The 12,661-nt window shown below is 68.8% G+C and carries 11 protein-coding genes; 6 read left to right on the top strand and 5 right to left on the bottom strand.

Annotation, left to right across the window (positions count from 1 at the left end):
• Positions 1-75 precede the first annotated feature (75 nt).
• From WKB88_RS11010 to WKB88_RS11000, 3 genes are read left to right on the top strand one after another with little or no spacing between them, the layout of a single operon-like run.
• The gene (locus WKB88_RS11010) at positions 76-2,628 is read left to right on the top strand and encodes a bifunctional lysylphosphatidylglycerol flippase/synthetase MprF (RefSeq protein WP_341394603.1); all 2,553 of its coding nucleotides are present in this window, start codon (positions 76-78) and stop codon (positions 2,626-2,628) included.
• On the top strand, positions 2,625-3,926 hold the full coding sequence (locus WKB88_RS11005; protein WP_341394602.1) for an alpha/beta hydrolase: 1,302 nt from the start codon (positions 2,625-2,627) through the stop codon (positions 3,924-3,926). Before WKB88_RS11010 ends, WKB88_RS11005 begins: the two co-directional genes overlap by 4 nt.
• On the top strand, positions 3,923-4,744 hold the full coding sequence (locus WKB88_RS11000; protein WP_341394601.1) for a phosphatase PAP2 family protein: 822 nt from the start codon (positions 3,923-3,925) through the stop codon (positions 4,742-4,744). The genes WKB88_RS11005 and WKB88_RS11000 overlap by 4 nt, the downstream gene beginning before the upstream one ends.
• A 57-nt stretch (positions 4,745-4,801) precedes the next feature.
• On the opposite strand, the gene WKB88_RS10995 is transcribed toward WKB88_RS11000, so the two are convergent.
• The 4 genes from WKB88_RS10995 to WKB88_RS10980 all read right to left on the bottom strand — a co-directional run bounded on the left by WKB88_RS10995 (position 4,802) and on the right by WKB88_RS10980 (position 8,055).
• The gene (locus tag WKB88_RS10995) at positions 4,802-5,605 is read right to left on the bottom strand and encodes an HAD family hydrolase (RefSeq protein WP_341394600.1); all 804 of its coding nucleotides are present in this window, start codon (positions 5,603-5,605) and stop codon (positions 4,802-4,804) included.
• A 105-nt stretch (positions 5,606-5,710) separates the two neighbouring features.
• Positions 5,711-6,265, bottom strand: coding sequence for a YbhB/YbcL family Raf kinase inhibitor-like protein (locus WKB88_RS10990; RefSeq protein WP_341394599.1), 555 nt, complete (start codon positions 6,263-6,265; stop codon positions 5,711-5,713).
• A gap of 49 nt (positions 6,266-6,314) precedes the next feature.
• The gene (locus WKB88_RS10985; protein ID WP_341394598.1) at positions 6,315-7,235 is read right to left on the bottom strand and encodes a carbohydrate kinase family protein; all 921 of its coding nucleotides are present in this window, start codon (positions 7,233-7,235) and stop codon (positions 6,315-6,317) included.
• A 34-nt stretch (positions 7,236-7,269) separates the two neighbouring features.
• On the bottom strand, positions 7,270-8,055 hold the full coding sequence (locus WKB88_RS10980) for an alpha/beta hydrolase (protein ID WP_341394597.1): 786 nt from the start codon (positions 8,053-8,055) through the stop codon (positions 7,270-7,272).
• 139 nt (positions 8,056-8,194) lie between these two features.
• On the opposite strand from WKB88_RS10980, the gene WKB88_RS10975 reads away from it, so the two are divergent.
• A complete protein-coding gene (locus tag WKB88_RS10975; protein ID WP_341394596.1) occupies positions 8,195-9,301 on the top strand; it encodes a GTP pyrophosphokinase in 1,107 nt (368 codons plus the stop codon).
• Positions 9,302-9,319: 18 nt separating this feature from the next.
• Positions 9,320-10,363: a winged helix DNA-binding domain-containing protein gene (locus tag WKB88_RS10970; RefSeq protein WP_341394595.1), complete on the top strand. Its 1,044-nt coding sequence runs from the start codon at positions 9,320-9,322 to the stop codon at positions 10,361-10,363.
• A 22-nt stretch (positions 10,364-10,385) separates the two neighbouring features.
• On the opposite strand, the gene WKB88_RS10965 is transcribed toward WKB88_RS10970, so the two are convergent.
• Entirely contained in the window at positions 10,386-11,393 is a 1,008-nt protein-coding gene (locus WKB88_RS10965) for a LacI family DNA-binding transcriptional regulator (protein WP_341394594.1), read from the bottom strand.
• Positions 11,394-11,570: 177 nt separating this feature from the next.
• Here WKB88_RS10965 and WKB88_RS10960 point away from each other — a divergent pair, with 177 nt between their 5' ends.
• A complete protein-coding gene (locus WKB88_RS10960) occupies positions 11,571-12,572 on the top strand; it encodes an SDR family NAD(P)-dependent oxidoreductase (protein WP_341394593.1) in 1,002 nt (333 codons plus the stop codon).
• The last annotated feature ends 89 nt before the right edge of the window (positions 12,573-12,661 follow it).

Here is a 12,661-nt window from a genome sequence, read left to right as displayed (position 1 = left end):
GCCGGGAGCGGCGAGGTGGTGCGGAGGTACCCGGTTTTGGCGACTCAGTCCCCGGCAAAAAGACCCTCGAGAATCATGCGGATCCTCTCGTGGCAGGCCCACCTGCTGCGCGGCAGCGCCCGGCTCGGGCCGGTAACCCTGGCCTTCACCGCGTTCTTCTGGGTTGCAGGAATTGTCAGCCAAAGCCTTGTTTCCGGCCCCTCCGGCCCGCTGCAGGACTGGGTTGTCCTCTCCTCCCGATCGCTTCCCGAGTATTGGCCGGCCCTGCTGCTCTCCGGCTTCTGGGCCTCCGGCCCGAGCGGATACGTCGCCGCAACGCTGCTGATCCTCCTCGTGGTGCTGCCCTGTGAACGGGTTCTGGGTTCCGCGAAGCTGGCAGCGGCGGCAGTGTCCGCCCAGGTTCTCGGGGCATTGTTCGCCGTCGGCTTCACGCATGCCGCCAACACAATTCCCGGCGATTGGTCCCTGGCACTGGAATCAGAGTCCTTTGTCGGCCCCCTGGCCATGGTGTGCGGCGTTGCCACGGCCGCCAGTGCACGCTTCCCCACTCTCTGGCGGCGCAGGCTGCGGGTGGGGCTCTTCACCCTCCTGGTCCTCCTGGCCCTCTACGGCGGCTCATTCCACAGCGTCACGGTACTCGGAGCCGCCGTCACGGGTGCGCTGGCCGGCCCGCTGCTGGCGGGACGTCTCCCCGCTTTTCCCGGGCAGCTGACCGCCACCCGGCGGGAAGCACGCGTGCTGGTGGCCCTCGTCGTGGCGGCGTCGGCCGCGGGACCGGTCATTTCCGCCCTCAGTGCCCAGGCGGTGGGACCGCTGGCCGTACTGCGGTTCCTGAACACCGATATTCAGCTCGTGGATCCGCAAACCCTGGCCGCGCTCTGCAGCGACCCCGGGCAGAGCGCGGACTGCGGCGAAGCCGGCCTCCGGCTCCGCGCCGGACCGGCAGGTTTCTTTTTGGCGACCCTGCCCCAGGTCCTGCTGATTGTCCTGGCGGACGGACTGCGGCGGGGACGGCACTTCGCCTGGTGGGGCGCCGTCGTCCTGCAGGGCCTGATGACCGTTCTGGCGGCTGTCCGCACGGTTCGGTATGCCGGCTCGGAGGACCCGGGCGGCGGGTACAACCTGGGAGCGGCGCAAGGCGCTTTAGCCCTGTTCCTGCCCGTGCTGGTGCCGCTGGCAGTGTTTGTGCTGCTCTGTGCGACCCGCGGCCTGTTCACCGTCTCCGCCGCGCCGGGTACGTACCGCCGGTTCTGGGTCAGGGTCGCAGGGGCGGCGGCAGTGCTCAGCGCCGTGTACGTCCTTGCCGGGCTTGCGCTCAGGAGCTCCTTCACCCCGCAGGCCACCGCCCAGGCTCTCATCGCGGACCTTCCGGAGCGTTTCCTGCCGGTTTTGCAACTGGAACTTCCAAGGTCTACGCCGGGGCTGCTGCCGCGGACCGTGCCGGCCGACCTGCTCTACGAGGGCATCGGGCTGCTGTTCTGGGTGCTGATCTGCCTGCTCCTGCTCGGATCCTTTTGGGAGCCTGCCTACCGCCGGGATACCAGCGACTCGGAGCGGGCCAGGACGCTGCTGAAAACCCACGGCGGCGGAACCATGGCCTGGATGACGCTGTGGCCGGGAAATACGTATTGGTTTTCGTCCAGCGGCAACTCCTACTTCGCGTTTCGCCCCAATCTCGGCGTTGCACTGACCGTGGGCCCGCCCGTGGGGCCCCGGACCGAGCTGCGCAGCACAGTCGAAGAGTTCTCTGCGTATTGCACGGCGAACGGCAGTGCCGCCTGCTTTTACTCAGTGGATGAAGAGGTGGAAACCATCACGGCAGGCATGGGATTCTCGCGGCTCCAGGTCGCCGAGGAGACCATCCTGCCGCTGGGAAACCTGGAATTCCGGGGCAAAAAATTCCAGGACGCCCGGACCGCGCTCAACCATGCCCGCAAGGCCGGCATTGAGGCACGGTGGATCAGCTATTCGACGGCACCCCTCGCTGTGCTGGACCAGCTGCATGCCATTTCCGAAGAGTGGGTGGCAGACAAGAAAATGCCGGAAATGGGGTTCACCCTGGGCGGGCTGGACGAGATGGAGGACCCGGAGGTCCGCTGCCTGATCGCCGTGGACAGCGACGGCACCGTTCACGCGGTGACATCCTGGCTGCCGATTTACCGGGACGGGCAGGTGGTGGGATGGACGCTGGACTTCATGCGCCGGCGCAGCAGCGGCTTCCGTCCGGCCATGGACTTTCTGATTGCCTCGGCTGCGAGGATGCTGCAGGACGAAGGCTATGAAGTGCTGAGCCTCTCCGGAGCACCTCTGGCCCGCGCGCGGCCTGCTTCGAGGCCGGAAACGGACCCGGCGGACGGTTCCGGCCGGGGGCCGGGGGACGGCGACTCCTCCATCCTGGACTCCGTCCTGGACGTGCTCGGAACCACCCTGGAACCGGTCTACGGCTTCCGGTCCCTGCTCGCCTTCAAGGCAAAGTTCCAGCCCCGGTACGTTCCGCTGTACATGACGTACCGCGATCCAGCCACCCTGCCGGCCATCGGCAACGCGGTGGCGAGGGCCTACCTGCCGAAGATATCCCTGGCCCAGGGCCTTTCCCTCGTGCGGAACATCGTCGACGGCTCCCGGTGAACTCCGTTTCGCTCGTCAGCGGGCCGGTTCCCGCGGCCGCCCTGGTTCTGGGCGGACTGTCCCTGGCCTGGCTCGTGTGGGGAGGGCGCCGCCATCTGCTCACCGTTGTTCCCCTGGCCGCCGTGGCGGCGGCGGTGCTGACCCTTATCCTCGGGGTGCTGGCCGAGACAGTCTTTTACTGGTGGGATGCGTCCCTGCCGCGCAGCCTCTATTTATATGCTGCCGCAGGAATACTTGCGGTTATCCTTGCCGTTGCGCGGTTGAGGACGGCAGACCGGGCAAGGTCCCGCGTTTTGGCACTCACGGCGGCGGCCCTGGCCGTGGCGGCAGTGGCACAGGCGGCCAACACGGCGTACCGGCAATACCCCACGCTGGGGTCGCTCGTCAGCCCGCCTGCGCCGGAGGCCTCGGGCCTGCCGGAACGCAGCCCGGACGACGCCGCAGGGCTTCCGGACACCACGGAGGCCAACTGGATGCCCCCGCCGGACCTGCCGGCCGGCGGGAAGCTGTATTCCGCGGACATCCCGGGAAGTACGTCGGGCTACGCCTCCGATCCCGCGCTGGTGTATCTGCCTCCGGCTTATCTAGCCGATCCGCCGGCAGTAAACCTCCCCGTCCTGGTGCTGATCCACGGCAAACCGGGGAGCCCCTCCGACTGGCTGATCGGAGGGCAGCTGCTCGACATCCTGGATGCCTTCGCTGCAGCCCACCGCGGGCTCGCCCCGGTGGTGGTCATGCCGGACGCCTCCAATGCCGGCAACAGCAACTGGCCGCTGTGTCTTGATTCCGCGGTCAGCTCCTCCGCCACGTACCTGGCGCTGGACGTTCCGGCGTGGGTCCAGCAGAATCTGGCGTCGGGACTGCGCGGCGGGCGCCAGTGGGCGGTAGCCGGCTATTCCTACGGAGGAACCTGTGCACTGCAGCTCGCCGTCAACTTCCCGGACGCCTACCCGACCTTCATCGACATCTCCGGAGCGGCCGAACCCGGCCTTCCGCAGGGGCGGGACGCCCTCATCAACACCTACTTCAACGGGAACTCCGCGGCCTTCAACAACCAGAACGCCCTGGACCGGCTGCAGCGGTTCTCCTTTCCGGACTCGGCGGGGATTGTGGTGGTGGGGGCGGAGGATCCCGTGTTTGCACCGGAAGGGGAGGCGGTTTTTGCTGCGGCCCGGGCCGCAGGCATGGACGTCACGCTCCAGACGCTGCCCGGCGGCCATTCCTGGCAGGTCTGGCAGGCAGGCCTGGCGGAAAACCTGGACTGGCTCTGCCGGCGATTGGGCATACTGTCTAGATGACCCGTGACAGTTCCGCACTTCCCCCTCAGCGCTCCGGTCCTCCGAGCCGGCCCGGCTCCCGCGTGCCGGGCTGGTTCGCGGCCGCGTTCGCATGGCTGGTGCAGCGGACCTCCCCGCACGCGGCGCTGCTGATTACGCTGGCCGCGGGCCTGGTCCCGGCTGTTCTGCTGACCCTGGGGTCGGCGGAAGTTTATGAGTCGGTGACCGAGTCCGAAGGCGTGGCCCGGCTGGACCAGCCCCTCCTGGATGCTGCCCTGGCCCTGCGCTCTCCGGATCTGGATACTGCGGTGACAGCGTTCACCAATCTCGGCGGCAGCATCGGCATGCCCATCCTGGCGGCCGCGGCTGTGGCGGCCATGGCAGTGAAGTGGCGGTCCTGGACGCCGGTGCTGCTCGTGGCCGCTGCAGCCGCCGGATCGCTGCTGATGACGGTTGCCGGCAAGGAACTGATTGGCCGTGCCCGGCCGCCGCTGACGGAAGCCGTGCCCCCCTTTGAGCATTCCGCGTCATTTCCCAGCGGCCATTCGCTGAACGCAGTCGTCATATCCGGGGTGGTGGCTTACCTCTTGGTGCTGCACCTGAAAAGCCGCGGCGCCAAGGTGCTGACAGTGCTCGCCGCCGCTGGTTTTGCGGCCGCCATGGGCCTGAGCCGGGTATATCTGGGGCACCACTGGTTCACCGACGTCCTGGTGGCCTGGACGCTCGGCCTGGCCTGGCTGGCCGTGGTCATTACCGCGCACCGGCTCCTGCACTCCCGGCGGGCGGCAGGAAGGGCAGCAGCGGGCGGATCCGCCGGGCCGGGTCAGCCGCCGCCGTAAGCCGTTCAGAAGGAGGACCGGGCAGACCGGGGCACCGGCGGACGGCAACAGTCCGGGTCAGGCGCGGCGCAGCAGCGCTTCGAGAACGCGGGCCACGCCGTCGTCGGCGAAGGCCGGTGCCACCTTGTCCGCGGCGGCGAGGGCGTCCGCATGTCCGGACGCCATGGCGTAACCGCACCCGGCCCACTGCAGCATCTGCACGTCGTTCGGCATGTCGCCGAAGGCCACCACGTCAGCCGGGTCGATGTCCCGCGAGGCAGCGTAGTCGGACAGGGTGACCGACTTGTCCAGACCGAGCATCGACATTTCCAGCAGTGCCGCCGAGGGCGCGGAATGCGTGGTTGAGACCAGGTGGGCCACCGCGGGCCGGACCCGGTGCAGGAACTCGTCGGGCGTTGCGCCGTCCACGCGGGCCAGGAACTTCACCACCGTGTCAGCGTCGGTGAGGGTGGATTCCAGCGGAGCGGGCGTGACCGCGCCGGGCAGCTCGGCGGATCCGGGTTCCAGGAAACCCGGCCCCAGGTGGAAACCGTCCACGGTCTCGGCGGCGAAGCGTGCCCGGGGGTAGAGCTCGCGGATAATGCCTGCGGCGTCGAGAATAGCGGGCAGGGACACGGCCTGCGCCTTCAGGACCCGCTCGGCACCCAGATCATAGGTAATGGCACCGTTGGAGCAGATGACAGTGCCCTGGTGGCCGAAGAATTCCTGCAGGGGACTGAGCCAGCGCGGCGGGCGGCCGGTGACAAAAACGACGTCAATGCCGGCTTCCACGCAGTTGCGGAACGCCCGGACGGTCCGGTCACTGATCCTGTTGTCGGGACCGACTATGGTCCCGTCCAGGTCACTTGCCACCAGACGCACGGGGCACCCTCGTTCACTTCCGAAGTTCTTCTGCGCGGCTGCGCAGGCTTCCAGCCTAACCGGCCCGGCCGGCTTCACTGCAGGCGGCAGTGCAGCCGCCGTCCGCTACTCCGCTGCAACCTCCGCCAGACCGACAATGCGTGCGCGGGCCAGAGTGTGGGTGAACAGGTTGAACCCGAGGAAGGCCGGGGTCGCGTCGGCGGAAACGTCCAGGGTTTCGACGTCGACGGCGTGGACCACCACCATGTAGCGGTGCGGACCGTGCCCGGCGGGCGGGGCCGCTCCGACAAAGCCGCGGAAGCCGGCGTCGTTGGCCAGTTCCACCGTGCCGGCGGGCAGTTCACGGCGGTTGGAGGCGCCGGCCGGCAGGGAAGACACCGTGGCCGGAATATTGAAGGCGGCCCAGTGCCAAAAGCCGCTGCCGGTGGGGGCATCCGGGTCAAACATGGTGACGGCGAAGCTCCTGGTGCCTTCCGGCGCTCCGGACCAGCTCAGCTGCGGTGATTCATCCCGGCCGCCCGGGATCCCCATTTTGCCGCTGTACTGGGCCAGGGTAAACGGCTCGAGATTCGAGAAACTGTCGCTGGTGACGGTGAAGGCCGGCACCTGCGGCAGTGCGTCATAGGGATCGTAGGACTGCATGTTCACTCTCCAATTCATGGTCGACTTCGTGGGGCACGTTATGCCGGAGCTGTGCCCGCGGGCCGGGTTAGGGGGTTTCCAGTTCTGCGCGGTAGGGCGGATTGGCGCCGGCGCGTGAAACGGTGACGGCGGCGGCGCGGACTGCGAACCCGAGCACTGTTTCCAGGTCCCCGGTCCCGATCCGGGCCAGTTCACTGCGCCGGGCGCCGCCGTCGAGCTCCCGGTCCATCAGTGAAACCAGCAGGGCGGACATGAACGAGTCGCCCGCCCCGACGGTGTCCACTACAGTGACCGGCGGCACCGATGCCTCCGCTTCACCGGAGGCGGTCACGGCCCAGGCTCCCTTGGAACCGCTGGTGACTGCAACCAGGGCCGGCCCCAGACCCAGCCAGCGCCGGGCGGCGTCACGGGGTGAATCCTGCGGATACAGCCAGGCAAGGTCCTCGTCGGAGGCCTTGACGACATCCGCCAGGGCCACGAATTTCTCCGCCTGTTCCCGCGCATAGGACACGTCAGTGATGATGGACGGCCGGCAGTTCGGGTCATAGCTGATGGTGACGGCAGGACGGGCGCGCTGCACCGCCTGGAGCACCGCGTCCGCGCCGGGCCGCAGCATGGCCGCAATGGAACCGGTGTGCAGCAGGGTGGTCCCGTCCAGCAGCTGCGGCAGCGCATCCGCCAGCGAGGGCAGCTGCCACTCGAGGTCGAAGGTGTACCGGGCCCCGCCGGCCGGGTCCAGAACCGCGGTTGCCACGCTCGTGGGCAGCTCATCCGCGGGCAGCGGCGTCAGGACCGAGTTGGCGCGCAGATGCTGTTCAATCAGCAAGCCGTACTCATCCCTGCCGTACCGGCCGGCAAACTGGACCGGCCGGCCCAGCCGGGCCACGCCAACGGCCACGTTCAGCGGACTGCCGCCGGGGTGGAAACGCTTGGGAGCAGTGTCGCTGAGAACCTCGTCCACGAGGGCTTCGCCAATTACTGTGAGCACGACTTCAACCTAACAGAGCGGCCCGCGGGCCACCTTAAGAAGTGCGTAGATCAAAGATCCCCCTGCCTTCTGCGGCTTCCGTGACGGCGCGGACGACGGCGGCCCAGGCCGCCGTCCCGGGAGTGATCAGGTCAAAATGGTCGCCGGGAACCACCCGCAGCTCAGCGTTCGACCCGCTCGCCGCCGCAGCCTGCGCAAACCCCGCGGACAGGGTGAGGGGAACATGGGAATCGTTGTCTCCGTGCAGGGCCGCTACGGGTACGGGCAGCGGAAGGAGAAGCATCGGATCGGCGCTGCGGTACCGCTCCGGATCAGCTTCCGGCGAGGACCCCAGGAAGTTGCGCACGGCGTTGTCGCTCAGCTCCAGTTCCAGGGCCCGGGCCAGGTCCAGGACGCCTGCCTGGCTGACGACGCCGGTCACCGGCACCGCGGCTCCGCGGCGGGCGGCTGCCCACACCGCCAGCTGCCCGCCCGCTGAGTGCCCCAGTACTGTCACCCTGGACAGATCCAGAGCGTAATTCCGCGCCGCGGCTTCGAGGGCATCGATTCCTTCACCGATGTCGCTGAAGGTTTCCGGCCAACCGCCGCCGTTCCCGGCCCGCCGGTATTCCAGGTTCCAGCAGGTGAACCCCCGGGCGGCAAGATCGAGCGCCGCCGGCCAACCCAGGTCGGCCGAGTACTTGGAGCGCCAGTAGCCGCCGTGGATGATGACCACCACGCCCGGCTGCGGGTCCCCGGCGGCGGAAGGGCCGGGCAGCGTGAGTTCCGCGTACTGTTCCGGATCGGGCCCGTAGGGGATCCGCAGCGGACTCGGCGGCATCGGCAGTCTCCTTCACCTGGCTTAATCTGATGCTGAGGAAGCCTAATCTGGAACTGGGCCTAATGTGGTACCTGGCCTAAAGTCCGGCGCGGCCGGACTTCGGGCGACCATCGGGGTCTGAACGAACGGAGAGTTTCTTATGGGCGCGTGGGACAGCCTCGATGACCGGCTGCGTCCGGTGGTCCAGGCGAGCACGGATGAGTATGCGCGGGTTCGTCCGGCCCTGGAAAAACTCACCCGCGAAATGGAGGAAAGCCTGCGCGACACCTTCACCGACAGCCCGGTCCGCCCGCTGTTTGTCGCCTCGCGGACCAAAACGGTGGAGTCCTTCCGGGACAAGGCTGCCCGGACCCTGCCCTCCGAGGATCCCGATGAACTGCCGACGCTGCTGTTTCCCGATCCGCTGCGGAACCTGATCGACCTGGTGGGCCTGCGGGTCATCGTGACGCTGCCGCACGAGGTGGACGAAGCAGCCAACCTCATCAAGCGCCAGCGCGCAGAATTCGACTGCCGCGGAGACCGGGAAAAGGACATCGGTTCCATCGAGTCCGGCACCTACGGCTATTCCAGCCGGCACCTGATCCTGAGGACCATCCAGAACGAGACGGTCCGCGAGTACCACCGGCTGCTGGATCCGGAGCAGCGGCCCAACGGCAGCTACCTGTTCGAGGTGCAGATCCGTACCGTGCTGGCTCACGCCTGGTCCGAAATTGAACACGACATCCGTTTCAAGGCCGGTGATCCGCGGGCCTGGAGCCCCTACTTTGACCGTCAGTTCACGGCTACCGCGGCAATGCTCGAGACGGTGGAAACAGCCTTTGCCGAACTTCACGAACGCTACGAGACGGTCACCGGATTCTGGGACGAGGAGGGCCAGGGCAGTGCGCCGCTGACCCCCAACCGGATTCGGGACGTGTGGATGACCCTGCTGCCGCACGTGAACCGGAAGACCGGGGACGACTGGGGCTGGGCGGCGGAACTGCTGGCAGCCCACGGCATGAAAACCACCATGGACCTCGCCGGACTGCTGCAGGCCGACGCGATCACCGAGGTGCGCCAGGCCCTGGACCACCGGTACTCCCCCGGCCCCGACCGCCTGCTGGATGACCTGCTGCTGTGGCGCTTCGGCAAGAAACACATTGACCTCACCGCCGAACCGGAAGATGCCCCGGTAAAGCCCCGCCGGGAGTCCCTGGGCCGGCGCTACCGGCAAATGCAGCTCTTCCGTGCCCGGGACGCGCAGTAGCAGCCTGGCCCCGTTGCCATGGAACTGACACGGCAGGACGCGCGCCGGCTGCGGTGGCAGTCGCAGCTGCTGGGCGGCTCGGAACTGGCACCGGCCGACGTCGTGCGCCGCGCCGTCGCGCTCCAGGGCCAGGACCTGCCCGCGGTCCTGGAGGCGATAGCCATCCGGTCAAGGCCCGGCACCGGGGTGCAGGAGGTCCGGGATGCCTTTGACCGCGGGGAACTGGTGCGCGGCTGGCCGATGCGCGGCACCCTGTTTGCCACCACGCCGGAGCATCTGGCCGCGCTGCTGCACTTCACCGGCGACCGCATCCGGGCCATGGCAGCCCGGCGCCGGGCCGAGCTGGGGCTGGACGAGGCAGTGGTTTCCCGCGGCCGGGAAACGCTGCGGGAGGCGCTGGCGGAACGGCCCCTGCTGCGCTCCGAAGTCCTGGACCTCTGGGAGAGCGCCGGAATCCCCACCACCGAAGGGCGCGGCTATCACCTGCTGATGCACCTGTCGGTGGAAGGGCTGATGCACTGGGGCAGCTTCGACCCGTCCGGCAGCCGGCAGTACCTCACCGCTTCGGCGGTCCGCGCCCCCGAGGACCCGGACGCTGCTCTGGCGGACGTGGTCCGGGGCTTCGTCCGGGCACGGGGGCCGGTGACGGAGGCGGACCTCGCGTGGTGGACCAAGCTGCCCAAGACAATGGTGCGGCGCGCCGCAGCCGCTGCCGGGAACCTGGTCGAGGTGAAGGTGGAGGGCCGGCCCGCGTGGGTCATGGGGGAACCGCGGATCCCCGGCCCGTCCGGCGTCACACTGGTGCCCGGGTTCGACGAATGGATCCTCGGCTACGCCGACCGGTCGCTCGTGGCGGGAGCGAAAATGCTGGCGGCTCTCGTGCCGGGCAACAACGGCGTTTTCCGGCCGGCGGTGCTGGTGGACGGCGTCGTCGTCGGGACCTGGCGGTGGCCGCGCACTGCCCGCACCCCGGCGGAGCCCGTCCTTGACGTCGTTGAGCCGGTTCCGGCCGCCACCCGGCGCCGGATCGAACAGGCGGTTGAAGCATGGCCGCACCGGTGACGGACCAACAGGTCCGCGGGCGTTAGGCCGAGGCCCGCACGATGAGGCTCACGGGCGGAACAGCGCCGCCAGGTGCTGCGAGGCTCACGGGCGGAGCAGCGCTGTCCCCGCCGCCGTCGGGCGTTTCCGCCAGGGCCATCCGGGCGAAGCGCTCCCCCAGCAGCCGGGTATCCACGCGCACCGTGGTCAGCGGGGGCAGCGCCAGCGACGCCAGCGGAACATCCTCCGCCCCGATCACGGCAAGGTCCTGCGGAGCCCGCCGGCCCAGCGCAGCGAGTCCGGAGAGCAGGGCAAAGGCGTGGTCGTCATCGAACGCACAGACTGCAGTGACCGGCTCGGGTGCCTCCAGCCAGCGGGCCACCGACGCCGCAGCCTCGTCCGCGTCCAGCCGCAGGTGTTCAACCGCCGGCGGGGGCAGCCGGTGCCGGGCGCACGCCTCGCGGATGGCCGCCAGCCGGATCTGCACCCGCCAGGAGTAACCGGGTTCGGGCGGCACAGCCACTCCGATCCGCTGGTGCCCGGCTTCGGCCAAGTGCTTCACCTGGAGCGCTCCGATGCCCAGGTCGGGGCTGAGCGGATCGGACAGTGCCTCGTGCAGCGAGGCGACCGGGAGCCCGGCGGCCCGCAATGCTGCCAGCTCCGGCTCTTCCAGCGCAGTGGTCAGGATCAGCGCGGCAGGGGCCAGCGAATGGACCAGGGACACCGCGCCGCCCTGCGGCGGCAGCCGGTGCGCAATCAGCCGCAGGCCGTGCCGTTCCAACTGTTCGGAGGCGGCATCAATGATCATGGCCAGGGCCCGGCCCAGCGGTTCGGGCGGCAGCAGCATCAGGACCAGGTCGCTGCGTCCGCGGCGCAGGGTCCGGGCGGCGGTGGAGGGCGTATATCCGAGGTGGCGGGCAGCTGAGAGCACCCGCTCCCTGGTGGCCGCGGAAATGCTCTGGGCCGCACTGCCGTTCAGCACGTAGCTGACGGTGGCGCGCGAGACTCCCGCTGCCTGCGCGACGTCGGTTGACGTGACTCTGCGATCCACCTCGCCGTCCCTTTCCGTTCCCCGGACGGCGGGCTGCAGCCCGCCTTCCGGTACTTATCAGTTCCGGATTTCTCCGGTAGTCTGACGATACAGGCAACTTACACGTGTAACCACGCGCCAAGCTGCCGGCAAGAAGGCGACCGCAGCTGCGGCCGCATCCCCACCGAAAGGACCGGCATGGCCACGAACCAGCCCATCACTGCCCAGAACACCGTCCAGCAGTGGCTCGACCACCCCGCGGGCGGACCCGCCATCCGCGGCATGCTCGCCGCAGCCGGAAGCGACGAGTCCACGCTGGGCCCGGCGCTGAGCCTGAAGCTGCAGCAGCTGGTAGACCTGAGCCAGGGCAAGTTCCCGCAGGCAGCGGTGGATGAACTCGTCAAGGCTGCCAACGGCGGCGTCATGCCCGAAACCGCCGAGGCTGTCCTGCCGACCGTTCCCGGCCGCTTCGAAGGCCGCACCGTGATCGTCACCGGCGCCGGTTCCGGCATCGGCCGCGCCACCGCCGGACGGATTGTCCGCGAAGGCGGCCGCGTCATCGCCGTCGACATTGCCGAGGACCGCATCAAGGAGCTCGCCGCCGAGCTTGGCGACGCCATTGTTCCGGTTGCGGGAGACCTGACCGACGCCGCCGCCATTGACCGCATCATGGAAGCATCCGGTGCCACGATTGACGGCCTGGCCAACGTGGCCGGCATCAATGACGACTTCAGCCCGCTGCACGAGGTCTCCGACGCCATGTGGCAGAAGATCTTCGCCGTGAACGTGGACGGCCTGATGCGCCTGACCCGCGCCGTGCTGCCGACCATGCTCGAAGCGCACAAGGGCTCGATCGTGAACATCACCTCGGAGGCCGGCCTGCGCGGCTCGGCCTCCGGCGTGGCCTACACGGCGTCCAAGCACGCTGTTGTGGGCATTACCCGCAGCACCGCGTTCATGTATGCCAAGGAAGGCATCCGCGTAAACGCTGTGGCTCCGGGCGGCGTGGCCACCGGCATTCCGATGGGCGGCAAGACCAGCGAGTACGGCGAAGCCCGCCTGACCCCCGCCCGCGTCAACATTCCGGGCCTGGCCTCCGCCGAGGAGCTGGCAGCGTCCATCACGTTCCTGCTCAGCGACGACGGCGTGAACATCAACGGCGCCATCCTGCCCTCCGACGGCGGCTGGTCGGCGGTCTAACCGCCGCTCCACAGGCCGAAGGCGGCCGATTCAGTGCACGACGGCGGCCGGTTTCCTTCACCGCGAAGGGAACCGGCCGCCGTCGTCGT

This window comes from Arthrobacter sp. G119Y2, from assembly GCF_038069765.1.
In the GTDB taxonomy this organism is placed as follows: domain Bacteria; phylum Actinomycetota; class Actinomycetes; order Actinomycetales; family Micrococcaceae; genus Arthrobacter_B.
The sequence above is the reverse complement of the archived record's forward strand: the minus strand, read 5'-3'. Positions and strand labels throughout refer to the sequence as shown.

Bases quoted from the DNA above. Each gene is read 5' to 3' on its own strand.
- WKB88_RS11010 (WP_341394603.1), top strand. From the start codon at position 76: ATGCGGATCCTCTCGTGGCAGGCCCACCTGCTGCGCGGCAGCGCCCGG.
- WKB88_RS11000 (WP_341394601.1), top strand. From the start codon at position 3,923: ATGACCCGTGACAGTTCCGCACTTCCCCCTCAGCGCTCCGGTCCTCCG.
- WKB88_RS10990 (WP_341394599.1), bottom strand. From the start codon at position 6,265: ATGAATTGGAGAGTGAACATGCAGTCCTACGATCCCTATGACGCACTG.
- WKB88_RS10980 (WP_341394597.1), bottom strand. From the start codon at position 8,055: ATGCCGCCGAGTCCGCTGCGGATCCCCTACGGGCCCGATCCGGAACAG.
- WKB88_RS10975 (WP_341394596.1), top strand. From the start codon at position 8,195: ATGGGCGCGTGGGACAGCCTCGATGACCGGCTGCGTCCGGTGGTCCAG.
- WKB88_RS10970 (WP_341394595.1), top strand. From the start codon at position 9,320: ATGGAACTGACACGGCAGGACGCGCGCCGGCTGCGGTGGCAGTCGCAG.
- WKB88_RS10960 (WP_341394593.1), top strand. From the start codon at position 11,571: ATGGCCACGAACCAGCCCATCACTGCCCAGAACACCGTCCAGCAGTGG.